The 15,688-nt window shown below is 70.3% G+C and carries 14 protein-coding genes; 9 read left to right on the top strand and 5 right to left on the bottom strand.

Translation table 11 applies throughout. The annotated features are described in order from the left end of the window. Positions 1 to 70: 70 nt before the first annotated feature. Positions 71 to 964, top strand: a complete 894-nt coding sequence (locus tag CG740_RS10325; protein ID WP_100574743.1) for a L,D-transpeptidase family protein — start codon at positions 71 to 73, stop codon at positions 962 to 964. Positions 965 to 1,155: 191 nt separating this feature from the next. Here CG740_RS10325 and CG740_RS10320 read toward each other — a convergent pair whose 3' ends face one another. Together CG740_RS10320 and CG740_RS10315 are read right to left on the bottom strand one after the other, a co-directional pair. After that, a complete protein-coding gene (locus CG740_RS10320) occupies positions 1,156 to 2,190 on the bottom strand; it encodes a hypothetical protein (RefSeq protein WP_199846398.1) in 1,035 nt (344 codons plus the stop codon). Next, the gene (locus CG740_RS10315; protein ID WP_100574742.1) at positions 2,190 to 2,852 is read right to left on the bottom strand and encodes an RNA polymerase sigma factor; all 663 of its coding nucleotides are present in this window, start codon (positions 2,850 to 2,852) and stop codon (positions 2,190 to 2,192) included. The genes CG740_RS10320 and CG740_RS10315 overlap by 1 nt, the downstream gene beginning before the upstream one ends. 467 nt (positions 2,853 to 3,319) lie before the next feature. Here CG740_RS10315 and CG740_RS10310 point away from each other — a divergent pair, with 467 nt between their 5' ends. Further along, on the top strand, positions 3,320 to 3,901 hold the full coding sequence (locus CG740_RS10310) for a Uma2 family endonuclease (protein WP_100574741.1): 582 nt from the start codon (positions 3,320 to 3,322) through the stop codon (positions 3,899 to 3,901). 82 nt (positions 3,902 to 3,983) lie between these two features. Here the strand turns inward: CG740_RS10310 and CG740_RS10305 are convergent, their stop codons facing one another. Then, a complete protein-coding gene (locus CG740_RS10305) occupies positions 3,984 to 5,708 on the bottom strand; it encodes a beta-N-acetylhexosaminidase (protein WP_100575069.1) in 1,725 nt (574 codons plus the stop codon). A 279-nt stretch (positions 5,709 to 5,987) separates the two neighbouring features. Here CG740_RS10305 and CG740_RS10300 point away from each other — a divergent pair, with 279 nt between their 5' ends. From CG740_RS10300 to CG740_RS10275, 6 genes are all read left to right on the top strand, one after another. Beyond that, positions 5,988 to 6,635, top strand: coding sequence for a 2-oxo-4-hydroxy-4-carboxy-5-ureidoimidazoline decarboxylase (locus CG740_RS10300; protein ID WP_234376180.1), 648 nt, complete (start codon positions 5,988 to 5,990; stop codon positions 6,633 to 6,635). Positions 6,636 to 6,801: 166 nt separating this feature from the next. Beyond that, positions 6,802 to 7,182 carry a succinate dehydrogenase, cytochrome b556 subunit gene (gene sdhC / locus CG740_RS10295; RefSeq protein ID WP_100574740.1) on the top strand — a complete coding sequence of 127 codons (381 nt, stop codon included), beginning with the start codon at positions 6,802 to 6,804 and terminating at the stop codon, positions 7,180 to 7,182. An 8-nt stretch (positions 7,183 to 7,190) separates the two neighbouring features. Beyond that, positions 7,191 to 7,673, top strand: coding sequence for a succinate dehydrogenase hydrophobic membrane anchor subunit (locus CG740_RS10290; RefSeq protein WP_100574739.1), 483 nt, complete (start codon positions 7,191 to 7,193; stop codon positions 7,671 to 7,673). A 31-nt stretch (positions 7,674 to 7,704) separates the two neighbouring features. Then, a complete protein-coding gene (gene sdhA / locus CG740_RS10285) occupies positions 7,705 to 9,459 on the top strand; it encodes a succinate dehydrogenase flavoprotein subunit (RefSeq protein WP_100574738.1) in 1,755 nt (584 codons plus the stop codon). After that, the gene (locus CG740_RS10280) at positions 9,459 to 10,235 is read left to right on the top strand and encodes a succinate dehydrogenase iron-sulfur subunit (RefSeq protein ID WP_100574737.1); all 777 of its coding nucleotides are present in this window, start codon (positions 9,459 to 9,461) and stop codon (positions 10,233 to 10,235) included. The genes sdhA and CG740_RS10280 overlap by 1 nt, the downstream gene beginning before the upstream one ends. Before the next feature lie 208 nt (positions 10,236 to 10,443). Further along, positions 10,444 to 11,187 carry a TetR/AcrR family transcriptional regulator gene (locus tag CG740_RS10275; RefSeq protein WP_376212181.1) on the top strand — a complete coding sequence of 248 codons (744 nt, stop codon included), beginning with the start codon at positions 10,444 to 10,446 and terminating at the stop codon, positions 11,185 to 11,187. A gap of 40 nt (positions 11,188 to 11,227) precedes the next feature. Here CG740_RS10275 and CG740_RS10270 read toward each other — a convergent pair whose 3' ends face one another. Next, positions 11,228 to 13,426, bottom strand: a complete 2,199-nt coding sequence (locus CG740_RS10270; protein ID WP_100574736.1) for an alpha-N-acetylglucosaminidase — start codon at positions 13,424 to 13,426, stop codon at positions 11,228 to 11,230. A 109-nt stretch (positions 13,427 to 13,535) separates the two neighbouring features. After that, positions 13,536 to 15,104 (bottom strand): ABC transporter substrate-binding protein, encoded by a 1,569-nt coding sequence (locus CG740_RS10265; protein WP_100574735.1) that lies wholly within the window; start codon positions 15,102 to 15,104, stop codon positions 13,536 to 13,538. 278 nt (positions 15,105 to 15,382) lie between these two features. On the opposite strand from CG740_RS10265, the gene CG740_RS10260 reads away from it, so the two are divergent. Beyond that, positions 15,383 to 15,676 (top strand): SCO4848 family membrane protein, encoded by a 294-nt coding sequence (locus CG740_RS10260; protein WP_100574734.1) that lies wholly within the window; start codon positions 15,383 to 15,385, stop codon positions 15,674 to 15,676. The last annotated feature ends 12 nt before the right edge of the window (positions 15,677 to 15,688 follow it).

Raw genomic sequence — 15,688 nt, 5'->3', positions numbered from 1 at the left:
GCGGCAGCTTTTGCAACCGTTCGGGCCGGGAATCTGTCTCAGGGGACACCACAGGAACAGGGGGCGACCGATGCGCCGGAACCAACGCACCACTCTCATAGCCAGAACCCTCGCCGCGACCGCGGTCATCGCGGTGGCCGTGGGCTGCGGTCCGCAGGGCGGCACCGCGGACGCGGGCGCGCCCGCCACTCCCGCGGCACCCTCCGCCTCGACGCCGGCCAAGGGCACGCCCGCCGCGTCCGCCTCCGCGGCCACCGACGACAAGCCGTCCGGTTCGCCGGCCGCTTCCGGCGCCCCGGCCACCAAGACGGCCAAGCCGGCGCCGCCGGCGAAGGTCTTGATGTCCAACGGCTCCAAGGGCGCCCAGGTCAAGGAGCTCCAGGCCCGCCTCGCCCAGATCGGCTGGTTCGACGACACCCCGACGGGCACGTACGGGGCCGCGACCACCGCCGCCGTCAAGGGCTTCCAGGGCAAGCGCGGGCTCCCGGCGACGGGCGCGACGGACACCGTGACCTGGGACAAGCTGCTCGGCATGACCACCAGGCCGACGGCCGACGAGCTGGCGGGCCGCGCGGTCAACAAGCCGACCGCCAAGCTCGACCCGCGCTGTATGACGGGCCGCACGATCTGCATCAACAAGACCAGCCGCACGCTGTCGTGGGTGGTCGACGGCAAGGTGCAGTCGACGATGGACGTCCGCTTCGGCTCGCAGTACACGCCGACCCGCGAGGGCGTCTTCAAGGTCTTCGAGAAGAGCCGCGACCACGTCTCGACGATCTACCACACGGCCATGCCGTTCGCGATGTTCTTCAGCGGCGGCCAGGCGGTGCACTACTCGTCCGACTTCGCGGCGCGCGGCTACAACGGCGCCTCGCACGGCTGCGTGAACGTCCGGGACAAGGCCAAGGTCTCGGCCCTGTTCGACCAGGTGCACATCGGCGACAAGGTCGTCGTCTCCTGGTAGCCGAAGCGTCGCGCGGTCGCTCTGCGTGGGGGGGGGCGCGGGCGGGACCGGGGGAACGTGTCCCGCCCGCGCCATTCGCGCGGAGCCATGGGTACGGGGGGAACCCCGGCTCATCTGCGCCGCCGATGACCAGTCGGCTCACTCTGTACTGCGCCGCCGTCTCAAAAAACGTTACTGCGGGCTCTTGGGCCTCAGTGTGAGGCGGCCGGGCCGAGCGTTGCGGGCTTGAACCAGTCCAGGAGCCGGCCGGGGCGGGGCCCGACGGAGCTCTGCTTGCCGCCGCCTCCGCCGCCGTACTTGTTCCCGGGGCTTTCGCCGTCGCCGTTGCCCCTGCCACCGCCCTTGCCGCCGCCGTGCCCGTCGCCGCCGGAGCCGCCGGAGCCCGTGCCGCCTCCGCCGTTCGACTTGCCGGGCTTGCCGTCGAGGACCAGATCGCAGAAGCCCTTCAGGGCGGCCGACCCATGGGCCTCGGACTCCAGGTCACGGCGCTTGTTCGAGTCGAGCTTCCCCGAGCGGTACTCGCGGCAGGCCTCGGTCGTCCGGGCCAGCCACCGATTACCGTCCGAGCCGCCCGCACCGCCCTCGTCCCCGCCCGGGCCGGACGTCGGGTCGGGGTCCTTGCGGCCGGGGTCGGAGGTGCCGCCCGTGGCAGCTCCTCCGGGGCTCGCCCGGTGGGTGGGGTCGCCCGGTGCGGGCGTGCCGAAGGACGGCACCGCCCGGTCGGGGCTCGGGGAGCCCGGGGGCAGGGAGTAGGTGGGCGAGGTGGCGACGGGGCCCGGGGTCACCGCCGCCGAGACGGTGGAGGCGGGTACGGGATCCTGCCCGTCGGAGGCGAAGGGACCGGGCAGCACACCGGTGCCCGCGGCTACCGCGACCCCGCCGATCGCACAGCAGGCCAGCGCCGCGGCGAGGCCGAGGCGTACCGGTGCGAACCGTCTGCGCCGGGGTGCCCCGGGCAGCTCGGCCACCCGTCCGACCCGTACGACACCGAGCGCTTCGCCGTCGTACGCGGTGCCTTCGGGGCGGGCCTTGCGGAAGGCGGCCAGGGCGGCTTCCTCGCCGGGGAGTTCGGTGGTGGCCGGCTCGGCGGGACCGAGGGAGCGCAGCAGGGCCGTGAGGCGGTCCGCCTCGGCGCGGGCCCGCTCGTCACCGGGCTCGACCCCTTCGCCGCGCAGCAGTCGATCGGCGGCATCCCCGTCAAGCCACTCGTGCCGCTCGTCAGCCATCACATGTCCTTCTGCGTCCGGGCGCGCGATTGCGTCACACCGCGTTCCGGCGCTCGCTGCGACGGCACGGCGCCCAGCTCCTCCACATCCTGGGCCACGTCCCCCGGGGAGCCGTCCGCGCCGAGCAGTTCAGCAAGCCGCTTGAGGCCCCGGTGCGCGGCGGTCCGCACCGCGCCGGGCCGTTTGCCCAGAGTCCGCGCCGCGCTCTTCGCGTCGAGGCCGACCACCACGCGCAGCACCACGGCCTCGGCCTGGTCCTGCGGGAGTTGGGCAATGAGCGCCATCGTACGTCCGGTGCCGAGGGCCTCCATAGCCTCGTCGGCGGTGTCGCAGGCGGCGGGCCGTCCGGTCAGCTCGCTCTCGTCGCCCCCGACGGCGGGTCTGCGGCCGCGCATCCGGATGTGGTCGAGGGCGCGGTTGCGGGCGATGCGGGCGGCCCAGCCGCGGAACCGGTCGGCGTCGCCCTCGAAGCGTTCGAGGTCACGGGCGATCTGGAGCCAGGCCTCGGAGGCCACGTCCTCGGTGTCGGGCTCGCCGACCAGGGTGCGGATGTAGCCGAGCAGGCGCGGGTGGACAGCGCGATAGACAGCACGGAAGGCTTCCTCGTCCCCGTCCTGCGCCCTGAGCACCGCGGCGGTCAGCTCCGCGTCGTCCCCCAGCAATCCCTGCACCCTGTCTTGACTGGCTGTTTCGATGTCACCGCTGGTCACCACTGTCGCGTCCCCGAACGCGAGTCTGCACGCTACGGCCTCGGCGCCCCCTAAGTCCACGACTTGTACAACCTGCAACGACCCACTGACACAGCGGGGTGTGACAGAAAACGCACGCTCGGCGCTGAAGCAAGTACGGGGTCGCCACAACGGCCCCGCCGGAAGACGGCCGGGGCCTCTCCTGTGGGGGGTGGCGGCCCCGGTCGTCCTCCGCACATGTGGCGCTCTGACCAGGCGGCATCCGGCGCGCACGGCTTCCGTACAACCACCGCGTGACCAACGGGTGGCCAACGCGTCCTGGCGCTCAGCCACCCCTGCGCACGCCGACGCCTCCGGGTCGCTCCCTGTCCGCGTCCCCGATTCCGTGGATCCAGGGAGCTTCCGGCCTCCCGAGACCGCAACCGCTACCGTGAAAAGCCATGACCGCACTGCCCGACTGGATGCGCCCGCCCCGCGCGGAAGGCTGGTTCGCGGAGGATCTTGATCACCTCCCCGATGCGCCGCGCCACACCGAGTTGATCGACGGAGCCCTCGTATTCGTGCTGTCGCCCCAGCGGTCCTGGCACGGCCGGCTCATCACCGTTCTGACCACCAGCCTCATGGCGCAGGCACCGACCGGCGTCGAGGTCGAACGGGAAATGACCATCCGCCTCGATGCCCGTAACCGACCCGAGCCGGACCTCCTGCTGACGGATCTGCCCTACGACCCCGACCGCACTTGGTACGCCCCCGGGGACGTGAAGCTCGTCGTGGAGGTCGTCTCCCCCGAGTCCGCCCACCGTGATCGGACGGTCAAGCTCCGCAAGTACGCAGAAGCCGGCATTCCGCACTACTGGTGCATCGAAGATGAGGATGGCGCACCCGTGGTTCATGTGTACGAGCTCGACGAGCCTACGGCGGCCTATGCGCCCGCCGGGATCTTCCGGGGCTCGCTTCGGCGCCCGGTGCCCTTCGAGATCAGTCTCGACCTCGACAAGCTCACGCCTCCACGGAGCAGCTGAGGGGCCATGACCGCCCTTCCCGGCGGCGCCTTTACAGCCGGCCCGCTCAACCCAGCCGGCCCGCTCAACCCAGCCGGCCCGCTCAACCCAGCCGGTCCGCCAGGGACTTGAAGTCCTCCCAGTCCATCGTCGGCGTGCGCGCGTCCCACAGCTTCTGGGCCGTGGCCCGCAGCGGCAGCCGGATGCCGCGCGCCACCTGCTCCTCGGTCTGCGCACCCGGCACGTCCGACCAGACCGCGAACCGGCCGCCCAGGATCTGCGGGGCGTACTTGCCGTCCACGGGCTTGGTGCCGCGCACCACGAGCGGCGTCCACTCCTCGTAGATCCGCTTGCCCGTCGGGTACTTGAAGGGGCCGGGCTCCCCCAGGACGTAGTACAGGTACTCGTCGTTGAGGTTGACCAGCGGGCGGCCCTGGGCCAGCAGGTCCTCGGGCGCCCGCTCGCCGGGTTCCTTGCCGGTCCAGTACTCGACCTCGCGGCCCTGGTCGGCGGCCACCTCGCCGCCGGCGAAGAAGCCGTCGTTCCACGCCTTCAGGGTGCGCCCGGCGTTGGCCGAACGCAGCACCGCCGCACGGTCGTTGAGCCAGCCCGTCGCCAGGTCCCGGATGCCCGCCTTGGAGCCGTACTTGTCCCGGGCCGCGGTGGCGAGCCCCGGGAAGGACGTCTCCGGGGACTTCACCGTCAGGGCCTGGTACTCGTCACCGCCCAGGTGCCAGTACGTGCCGGGGAACAGGTCCGCGTACTCGCGCAGCAGGTCGTCGACGATCCGGCCGGAGGCGGGGTTGGCGATGTCGATGGCGCCCTTGACCGCCTTGCCGTCCTTGTCGCGCAGCTGGAGGTCGGGGTGGGCGGCGAGCACCGCGCCGAGGTGTCCGGGCGAGTCGATCTCGGGGACCACCGTGATGTGCAGCTTGGTGGCGAGCGCGACGATCCGCTGCACATCGCGCTTGCTGAGGTGCTCGCGCGAGACGATCTCGGGGTGGCTCGACGACTCGATGCGGAAGCCCTGGTCGTCCGAGAAGTGCAGCCCGAGCTGGTTGAGCTTGAGGTCGGCCATCTGGCGCAGCTGGTCCTCGATCCACGCCTCGGTGTACGGCTTGCGCGCGATGTCGAGGTTGAGGCCGCGCTGCGGCTTGTCCGGCCGGTCGTCGACGACGCCCTCGGGCATCACGCCGCCGCCCTTGAGCGCCTGCTTGAGGGTGCGGGTGCCGTAGAAGACCCCGGCGTCGTCGGCCCCGGTGATCCGCACCCGGCGGTCACGGGTGGTCAGCGTGTACGACTCGGGCACCGGCTTCTGGCCGGCCGGCGGCGGGGTCAGGGCCAGCTCGACGTCGCCCTCGCGGGGCTGTCCGCCCAGGACGTAGTCGGCGCCGAGCTCCTGCGCGAAGAGCTTGCCCTCGTCCGCGAGGCTCTGGCTGTTGACATCCACGATCACCCGCGTCCCGTCCACCGGCCGGAAGCCGGGCCCGCGCGCGGGCCGGTGTTCGCGTACCGAGGGGATGGTCCGGGGCGGCGAGGAGATCGGGTAGATCGGCGAGGGGGAGGGCAGCGCGGAGGACGCGCGCTTGTTGTCGGCGGGGCCGCCGTGTCCGCCGTGGGTGTCGTCGTCCGGCCAGACCGCGATGATCAGGGCGAGCACCGCCGCGCCCGCGACGGCGACCTTGAGCACCAGCGCGCGCCGGCCACGGGGCCGGTGCAGCCAGGCGGGGCGGGACCGCGGCGCACGAGGCTGGGAGGCACGCGCCTCGGACGACGGGGAGGACGACCGCTTCGGGTCTTCGGATCCCGCCTTCCGGGCCCGTGACATCCTGAAACGCGACATCACTCAGAAACCTCCCGTCCAACAACAGTAAGGCCGGACCCGGCGGCCCCCGATACCGGCCGGACAACTGGGGCGAAGGTACGCCGAAGGGCCCGGGAGTCCGTCCACCGCGGGCGACCCGGTGTGCACGTCCGGGTGAAAATCGCGCAACAGTCGGGCAGCTCGCTTTCCACGTGGATAGCGTGGCGGCACTCCCACCTCACTTTCCACTCCAGTCTCCGTGCTTCGCAGCACGCCCCGTCCCGTACTGCCGCGTCCCGCGCAGTGTTCGAGGAGCCCACGCTGTCCAGCGATTCCCACGCCGGCCCCCGGAAGCGACCGCCGACACTTCATCACACTCCTCGTGCCCAGGGGCGGGCAGCCATACCGAATCAGCTCCGGGGCACATCCGTTCCGGCGGCCCCGCCACGGCCCGACGGGCTCGACCGTTTCAATCTCGCCCCGGTCGGCGCCGCCGAAACCGCCCTGCTCGCATGCTGTGCCAGCCGCCGCTGGGCACTGCGGCTCGCCGCCCACCGCCCGTACCCGGACCTGGAGTCGCTGCTCGCCGCGGCCGACGAGGCCAGCTACGACCTGAGCGCCGCCGACCTCGCCGAGGCGCTGGCCGACGAGTCCTCGCCGGGCCTGCACGAGAGCGCGCCGCAGTCCGCGCGCACCGCGCTGCGGGCCGCACACGCAGCGTACGAGAGCACCTTCCGGCACGCCTTCGTGATCTGTCTCGACGCTTTCAGTCCGGCCGAGCACCTCGACCAGGTGCTGAGCGGGATCCGGCTGCGGATGAACAACGATCCGGACGAGGAGCGCTCGATCGCCGCCGACGAACTGCGCCGCCTCGCCCGCGCCCGGCTCGCCCATCTCGTGGCAAGCCAGCCCGAACCGGACGCCCCGAGCGCGGCACACGGCGTTCTCTAGGCCGTACGAGCCTGTTTGATTGCCTGTTTGATCACACCTATGGACCCGGCGCAAGGGAACCGACATCTCGTCGCTACGATGACCGGGGCCGGTGGACCGTACCCGGCCGGGTCAGACCGACACTGAAGCCGGCCGGCCCTCGACACCGCTCCCGGAGGGTTCTTCCGTGCCGGCTGGAACGCTGTACCGCGGCCGGGAAGGAATGTGGTCCTGGGTGGCTCATCGAGTCACCGGCGTCCTCATTTTCTTCTTCCTGTTCGTCCACGTCCTCGACACCGCTCTCGTGCGTGTCTCCCCCGAGGCGTACGACAAAGTCGTGGCGACCTACAAGACGCCCATCGTCGCGTGTCTGGAGTACGGCCTGGTGGCCGCCATCCTGTTCCACGCGCTCAACGGCCTGCGCATCATCGCGGTCGACTTCTGGGCCAAGGGCCCGCGCTACCAGAAGCAGATGCTCTGGACCGTCGTGGGTGTCTGGGTCGTGCTGATGGTGGGCGCGCTCTACCCGGTGCTCGGCCATGCCGTCCGTGAACTGTTCGGGAGCTGAGGACTGAGATGTCTGCCGAAACCTCTTCCGCTGCCGCGATCGGCGAAGTCGAGGGCGCGAGCCTGTACGACACCGATCACCCGGCCCCGCTCATCGAGGCCCCGCGCAAGCGCACCAAGAAGACCCCGAAGTCCACCCGTACGAACTTCGAGCTGTACGGCTGGATGTTCATGCGGCTGTCCGGCATCGTGCTGGTCGTCCTGGTCCTCGGCCACCTGTTGATCCAGCTCGTCCTCGACGGCGGCGTCTCCAAGATCGGCTTCGCGTTCGTCGCGGGCCGCTGGGCGTCCCCGTTCTGGCAGATCTGGGACCTGGCCATGCTCTGGCTGGCCATGCTGCACGGCGCCAACGGCCTGCGCACCGTCATCAACGACTACGCGCAGCGGGACAACACCCGCTTCTGGCTGAAGATGCTGCTCTACACCGCCACGGTGTTCACCGTCCTGCTGGGCACGCTGGTGATCTTCACCTTCGACCCGAACATGCGCTAGTCCACGGGCTGAGGGACTGAGGAATTCAACGATGAAGATCCACAAGTACGACACCGTCATCGTCGGCGCCGGCGGCGCCGGTATGCGCGCGGCCATCGAGTCGACCAAGCGCAGCCGCACCGCCGTGCTGACGAAGCTCTACCCCACCCGCTCCCACACGGGCGCGGCGCAGGGCGGCATGGCCGCCGCGCTCGCCAACGTGGAGGAGGACAACTGGGAGTGGCACACCTTCGACACGATCAAGGGCGGCGACTACCTGGTCGACCAGGACGCCGCCGAGATCCTGGCGAAGGAGGCCATCGACGCGGTCCTCGACCTGGAGAAGATGGGCCTGCCGTTCGGCCGCACGCCCGCCGGTGAGATCGACCAGCGCCGTTTCGGCGGTCACTCCCGCAACCACGGCGAGGCCCCGGTCCGCCGTGCCTGCTACTCGGGCGACCGCACCGGCCACATGATCCTCCAGACGCTCTACCAGAACTGCATCAAGGAGGGCGTGGAGTTCTTCAACGAGTTCTACGTCCTCGATCAGCTCCTGGTCGAGGAGGACGGCGTCAAGAAGTCCGCCGGCGTCGTCGCCTACGAGCTGGCGACCGGCGAGATCCACGTCTTCCAGTCGAAGTCGGTCATCTACGCCTCGGGCGGCACCGGCAAGTTCTTCAAGGTGACCTCCAACGCGCACACCCTGACCGGTGACGGCCAGGCCGCGTGCTACCGCCGCGGACTGCCCCTGGAGGACATGGAGTTCTTCCAGTTCCACCCGACGGGCATCTGGCGCATGGGCATCCTGCTGACGGAGGGCGCCCGCGGTGAGGGCGGCATCCTCCGCAACAAGGACGGCGAGCGCTTCATGGAGAAGTACGCGCCGGTCATGAAGGACCTCGCGTCCCGTGACGTCGTCTCGCGCTCCATCTACACGGAGATCCGCGAGGGCCGCGGCTGCGGTCCCGAGGGCGACCACGTCTACCTCGACCTGACGCACCTCCCGCCGGAGCAGCTCGACGCCAAGCTCCCGGACATCACGGAGTTCGCGCGCACCTACCTCGGCATCGAGCCCTACACGGACCCGATCCCGATCCAGCCCACCGCGCACTACGCCATGGGCGGCATCCCGACGAACGTCCAGGGCGAGGTCCTCAGCGACAACACCACGGTCGTCCCGGGTCTGTACGCGGCCGGCGAGGTCGCCTGTGTCTCCGTGCACGGCGCCAACCGCCTGGGCACCAACTCGCTCCTGGACATCAACGTGTTCGGCAAGCGCGCGGGCATCGCGGCGGCGGAGTACGCGCACACCGCGGACTACATCGAGCTCCCCGAGAACCCGGCGGCGCAGGTCCAGGCGCAGGTCGAGAACCTGCTGTCGGCGACCGGCACCGAGCGCGTCGCGGTCATCCGCAAGGAGCTCCAGGAGACCATGGACGCCAACGTCATGGTCTTCCGCACCGAGCAGACGATCAAGACCGCGGTCGAGAAGATCGGCGAGCTGCGCGAGCGCTACCGCAACGTGTCCGTCCAGGACAAGGGCAAGCGGTTCAACACCGACCTCCTGGAGGCCATCGAGCTGGGCAACCTGCTCGACCTGGCCGAGGTCATGGCCGTCTCGGCCCTGGCGCGCAAGGAGTCCCGCGGCGGTCACTACCGCGAGGACTACCCGAACCGCGACGACGTCAACTTCATGCGCCACACCATGGCGTACCGCGAGGTCGCGGACGGCGGCAAGGACTCGATCCGCCTCGACTACAAGCCCGTCGTCCAGACCCGCTACCAGCCGATGGAGCGTAAGTACTGATGGCAACCCCGACCCTGGACAAGGCCGACACGGCAGGCGCGCCGGAGCCCGGCTTCGCGGACTCGCCCTACATCACGGTCACCTTCCGCATCCGCCGCTTCAACCCGGAGATCTCCGAGGAAGCGACGTGGGAGGACTTCCAGCTGGAGATCGACCCGAAGGAGCGCGTGCTCGACGGTCTCCACAAGATCAAGTGGGAGCTGGACGGGTCCCTGACCTTCCGCCGCTCCTGCGCGCACGGCATCTGCGGCTCCGACGCCATGCGCATCAACGGCAAGAACCGTCTCGCCTGCAAGACGCTGATCAAGGACATCAACCCCTCCAAGCCCATCACCATCGAGGCCATCAAGGGCCTCACGGTCCAGAAGGACCTGGTCGTGGACATGGAGCCGTTCTTCCAGGCGTACCGCGACGTGATGCCCTTCCTCATCACGAAGGGCAACGAGCCGACGCGTGAGCGTCTCCAGTCCCCCGAGGACCGCGAGCGCTTCGACGACACCACGAAGTGCATCCTGTGCGCGGCGTGCACGTCCTCCTGCCCGGTCTTCTGGAACGACGGCCAGTACTTCGGCCCGGCCGCGATCGTGAACGCGCACCGCTTCATCTTCGACAGCCGTGACGAGGCGGGCGAGCAGCGCCTGGAGATCCTCAACGACAAGGACGGCGTGTGGCGTTGCCGCACCACGTTCAACTGCACCGACGCGTGCCCCCGTGGCATCGAGGTCACCAAGGCGATCCAGGAAGTCAAGCGCGCCCTGATCACGCGCCGCTTCTGATCCCGGCATGTGCCCGAGGGCCCCGCACCCGGAAGTTCGCTTCCGGGTGCGGGGCCCTCTCGCACGTACGGGTGAACGCGCGGTGATCCCCGCCGGGGGGCCTGTCCGTCCTACGATGACGGCCTCGACCAGCACAGCCACGGGAGGCACGAGATGTCCGCCCGAACCCTCACGTCGCCCCGACCGCCTGGCCGATTAGGCTCTTGCCGTGGCAGAGAACGCGCGTGACGAGACGGATTCCGAGGCGGTGGGGTCCCGGCCCGCCAAGGGGGAGCAGACCCGCACTCTCATTCTGGAGACCGCCATGCGGCTCTTCCAGGAGCGGGGGTACGACAAGACCACGATGCGGGTGATCGCGCAGGAGGCCGGGGTCTCGGTCGGGAACGCGTACTACTACTTCGCCGGCAAGGAGCACCTGATCCAGGGCTTCTACGACCGGATCGCGGCCGAGCACCAGGCGGCGGTGCGCGAGGTGCTCGACACCGAGACCGACCTGGAGGCCCGGCTCGCGGGGGTGCTGCGGGTGTGGCTGGACATCGCGTCGCCGTACCACGAGTTCGCGGCGCAGTTCTTCAAGAACGCGGCCGACCCGGACAGCCCGCTCAGCCCGTTCTCCGCGGAGTCGGAGCACGCGCGGCAGGAGGCGATCTCCGTGCACCGGGAGGTGCTGGCCGGCACGAAGACCAAGGTGCCGGCCGAACTCGTCGACGTACTGCCCGAGTTGATGTGGCTGTCCCAGATGGGGCTGGTCCTGTACTGGGTCTTCGACCGCTCCCCCGACCGCGAGCGGAGCTACCGGCTCGCGGCCCGGGGGGCCAAGCTCACCACCCGGGGCATCGCCCTCGCCCGGTTCCGGGTGCTGCGGCCGCTCGTGCACGAGGTGCACGAGCTGTTCACGGACTTCCTGCCGGGGATGTCCCAGGCCGCCGCCTCCCGGAAGTCCGCCAAGTAGGGCTCCGGGAGGGTGAGTTCAGAGTCGGTTCAGAAGTGGTTCAGAGGTCCAGGGCCTCCCTGACCTCTCGGGCCACCTTCACGATGTCGCCCTTCGGCTCGGTCCCGTACGCGGGGTGGGTGCGCACCCAGGTGTCCTCCAGGGCGTACCAGTCGACCGGCTCCGGGGGGCGGCCCGTGGTCAGCGAGGCGGTCAGAGTGTCGAAGTAGGTGCGCCAGCGCAGCGTGTAGAGGCCGCCGACCAGGCCCGACCACTCGCGGTTCGCGTAGTCGCGCAGGGTGCCGCCGTTGGCCGCCGCGCGCGGACCCCACACCGTGAGCAGCGACACCGCGTCGTGGGCGAGGCGGTCCATCTCCTGCGCGGTGCCGCCCCAGGAGCGCGCGTCCGCGATCCAGCGGCCGAGCAGATGGCCCCGGTCGGTGGCCACCACCCGCTCAAGCAGGGCCAGATCGCGCAGCCACTCCCCGGTCAGTGCCGCGAGCGCGTCCTTGTCGGCGTTCTCGAAGGCGTCCCGGATGCGCGGGAGCAGCCGGCGGGACTCGTTGGAGAGGGTCTGCCGGGTCACGTCGAGGAGGTCGTAGCGGTAGGCCGACGAGCCGCGCAGGTTCGGGGAGACCGCGAGCAGGGCCGGCAGGGCCTCGGCGAACCCGGCCGCGTCGTAGCGGAGCGCGGGCGGGGACCAGAAGCCGCCCGAGGTGGCCTTCAGGTCGGGCCGGGCGCCGAAGAGGCCGTCCGCGGCCTCGCTCCAGGAGTCGGCCCGGGTGGTGCCGTAGGCGGTGCGGCGCAGCACGTCCCACGCCTCGGTCGCGTGCCGGTCCCTCGCGCCGTACCGGTAGCGCGGCCACTGCTCGAACCACTCCTCCAGATCGACGGGGCCGTCCGTCCAGGGCAGGTCGGAGAAGAGCGCGAAGGCGGCGGGGTTGTTGTCGGCACCCTCCGGCATGAGCGCGATGCCGTCCAGCGCGCTGTTCGGCTTGGTGCGCCAACTCTCGTACAGGGAAGCCCAGTCGGGGGTGTTGGCGCCCATCGCGGTGTGGCCGCCGAAGTTCCAGATGGAGCCGAACGCGTACGGGGTGCCCTCCCAGGACGCCTCGCGGTCGGTCACCGAGGGGTAGTGGTCGGAGAGGCCGTCGACGACGAACAGCTTGGTCTTGTCGACCGCCTCGATGATCTCCTTGTGCGGGTTCTGCTGCCAGCCGAGGATGCTCCAGATCGCCCCGGGGTGCGCGGTGCGCAGCGCCTTCTCGACGGCTCGGGCGGCTGCGCCGATCGGCACGTCACCGGGGGTGCCGCCCTCGTGCAGCAGGTCCATCTTGTACATGGTGGTGGCGCCGAGCAGCTCGTCCTGGACGCGGTAGAACGTGGCCGCGATCCGGGCGAAGTGCTCGGAGCGCGGGTCCAGCCAGTCGGGCCGGGCGAAGCCTCCCCAGATCCCCTGTGGCACCACGTGCGCGCCCGGGTTGCGGTCGGCGAAGCCGGGCGGGAGCGTGCCGAAGTAGCCGGGCAGCACCGGGGTCATGCCGAGCTCGCGCAGGCGGTGGACGATCCGGGTCGCCAACTCGGCCCGTTGATCGAGGAGTTGTCGGGACACCGGGCCGCCGAAGCCGGACATGTTCTGGAGCAGCCACCACGGCTGGTGCGCGGGCCCGGGGAGCCAGCTGCGCAACTCTGCGTCGCGGTAGCCGTGTTGGAGGAAAGTGCGGTGGTAGACGGTGTCGGCTCCGAGGTAGACGAGCACCTCGTTGTAGCCGTGCAGGGCCAGGACGTCGAGCTCGCGCTCCCAGTAGGACCAGTCGTGGTAGGGCCCGGTATAGCCGTCGTTGGTGTCGTTGAAGACGAACCGGTGGGTGACGTTGGCCGTGCTCGTGAGGGGCGAGGGCACCGCGGGGAGCAGCCGGGGCAGCCGGGTCTGCTCGCCCGCCCAGGAGATGTGGGCGTGCGCGATCTGTCTCAAGTACCGGTGGAATCCGGTGAGTTGGACGGCCGGGGTGCTGCCCTCCACCAGGATCTCGCCGGTCCCGCCCGAGACCCGGAAGCGGTCCCGGCCGGCGGCCGGCGCGAGCGTACGGAAGGTGACCTGATCGCGATGGTCCGGCAGCAGCCGGGCCAGGGCCCGGGCGGCGGGCCCCGGGCCGGCCGCTCCACCGGCCTCGGCGGCGTGCCCGGCCTCGGTGCCCGCCCCGAGGGCGAGGGCCGATCCGGCGAGTGAGCTCAGCAGCGTACGACGGGAAAGGCGCATCCCCCGACGGAAGCAGCGTGTCCGTGCGCGGTCAATGGAACAGAACCGGTGGGCGCCCGGACAGCAGCCCTTTGGGCCAACGCGGGCGCCCCCGGCCGGGGGCCGGAACTCAGATCCAGCCGAGTTCCCACAGGCGCCACACGCCCGTGCCGTCCGACAGGTACTGCGAGCCGCTGACGTCCTTGTTGCCGAGGACGTAGTTCTTGCCCTGCCACAGCGGGATCAGCGGGACGTCCTGGGCGACCTTCTCCTGGATCGCCTTGAAGTCGTCGGCCGCCCGGCCGCGGTCGGTGAACTCCTGGGTGCTCTTGATGAGATCGTCGACGGTCTTGTCGGAGTAGTTGTTGTGCAGGCTGTTGCCCGTGCCGACGAGCGGCGCGCCGAAGTTGTCGGGGTCCGGGAAGTCGGCGAGCCAGCCGGCGGTGTACGCGTCGTACTTGCCCTCGGCGTAGTTCTGCTGCATCTTCGGCCAGTCCGGCTCGGCGATGAGGTTGACCTTGAACAGGCCGTCCTTCTCCAGCTGCGTCTTGATCTGCTCGGCCTCCGCGCCGTTCGCGCCGAGCTTGCGGTACGCCATGTTGAACGTGACCGGCAGCGACTCGCCCGCGGACCGCAGCAGGCTCTTCGCCTTGACCGGATCGGGCTTCGGATAGGCGTCGAAGAAGGCGGTGCTGTGGCCGGTGAAGCCCTGTGGGATCACGGAGAACAGCGGGTCGACGGTGCCGAGGTAGACGTTGGAGGCGAGCGCCGCCCGGTCGACGAGAGCGGCCGCGGCCTCGCGGACCTTGGTCTTGGAGACCGGGCTCGACGACTTCAGGTTGAAGGTGAGCTGGCGGATGTCGTAGCCGGGCGAGGTGCTGATCCGCACGTCGGCCCCGGGCGAGAGCTTGGCGAGCACCTGGGGCGGCATCTCGCGGTGCGCCACGTCGACCTGCTTGGCCTGCCAGGCCGCGTTCAGCTGGTCGGCTTCGGCGAAGTACCGGACGGTGATGGGCATGCCCTGCTTGGTCACCGCGCCCTTGTAGCCGGTGTTGGGCTCAAGGCTCGCGCTGACCGGCGCCCCGGAGGCGTCCTTCTTGTACTCCTTGAGCAGATAGGGCCCCGAGCCGACGACCGAGTCGTCCTTGCGCAGGGCGTTCGCCGGGTACTGGCTGCTGTCGACGATCGAGCCCGCACCGGTGGCGAGCTTGGACGGGAACGTGGCGTCCTTGCTCTTCAGGTTGAAGGTGACCGTGTCGCCCTGCGCCTGCACCGAGCCGAGCATCGAGAACAGCGGGGCGGGGCCCAGCTTGTCGGCGATCTTCAGCATCCGGTCGAAGGAGTACTTCACGTCCTCCGCGGTCATCTTGCGCCCGCTGGAGAAGCTGATGTCGTCGCGCATCACGCACTGGTACGTCGTCAGCTTCTGCCCGACGAAGGCGCAGCTCTTGGCCGCGTCCGGGACCGGGGTGGTGCTGCCCTGCCGGAAGGTGAGCAGCGACTGGTAGACGTTGTTGTAGATCGCCCAGGAGCCCGCGTCGTACGCGCCCGCCGGGTCGAGCGAGGTGATGACGTCGGTCGTGCCGACGGCTATGGGGTCCTTCTTCGCCTGATCGGACGGCAACAGCTGCCAGCCGCCCACTCCGGCGACCACCACGGCCGCACCAATCGCCATAATTCGCATACGGATCGACCGCATCGCCGTGCTCTCCTCGGAACGCCCCACCCTGCCAGACGCGCGGAATCAGCACGCTGCGCCTGTGATGACGCTCACCCAATCACACGACCTTCACATTGTGGAAGGGTCAACCTTCCGCTCACAGCTACTTGTTAGCCGAGCGTGACGCAGCTCTCCGTAGCCGAGCGTTCACGCCACGACCGGACCGGCGAACGGAACCCCGCCCACCGGGCCCCGCCCGGCCGGTTCGATACTGGCAGTGCACGCCGTGCCCCACCCCCTCCCGAAGGACCTCCCCCATGAAGCTCAGCCGCCGCGTCTCCTGGTTCCTGCTCGCGTTCGGGGCCTGGTCCTGGGTGGTCTGGGTGACCTTCGCCAAGAACCTGTGGGCGGACGCGAGCGGGCTCGCCTTCGACGACGGCCACCCCACGGCGTACTTCTGGGTCCACCTGACGCTCGCGATCGTCTCGTTCGTCCTCGGGACGGTCATCGGGGTCATCGGGCTTCGGGGGATCCGGGCGAACCGGGTGAACCGGGTGAACCGGGTGAACAGCGAGGACCGGGCGGGGCATTCCACGACGCCCGCGAAGTAGCTGAATGCGTTC

Origin of the sequence: Streptomyces sp. CB01201 (assembly GCF_002803085.1) — a bacterium.
GTDB classification, from domain to species: Bacteria; Actinomycetota; Actinomycetes; order Streptomycetales; family Streptomycetaceae; genus Streptomyces; species Streptomyces hundungensis.
Note: the sequence above shows the minus strand (reverse complement) of the source record. Positions and strands in the feature narration are given on the sequence as shown.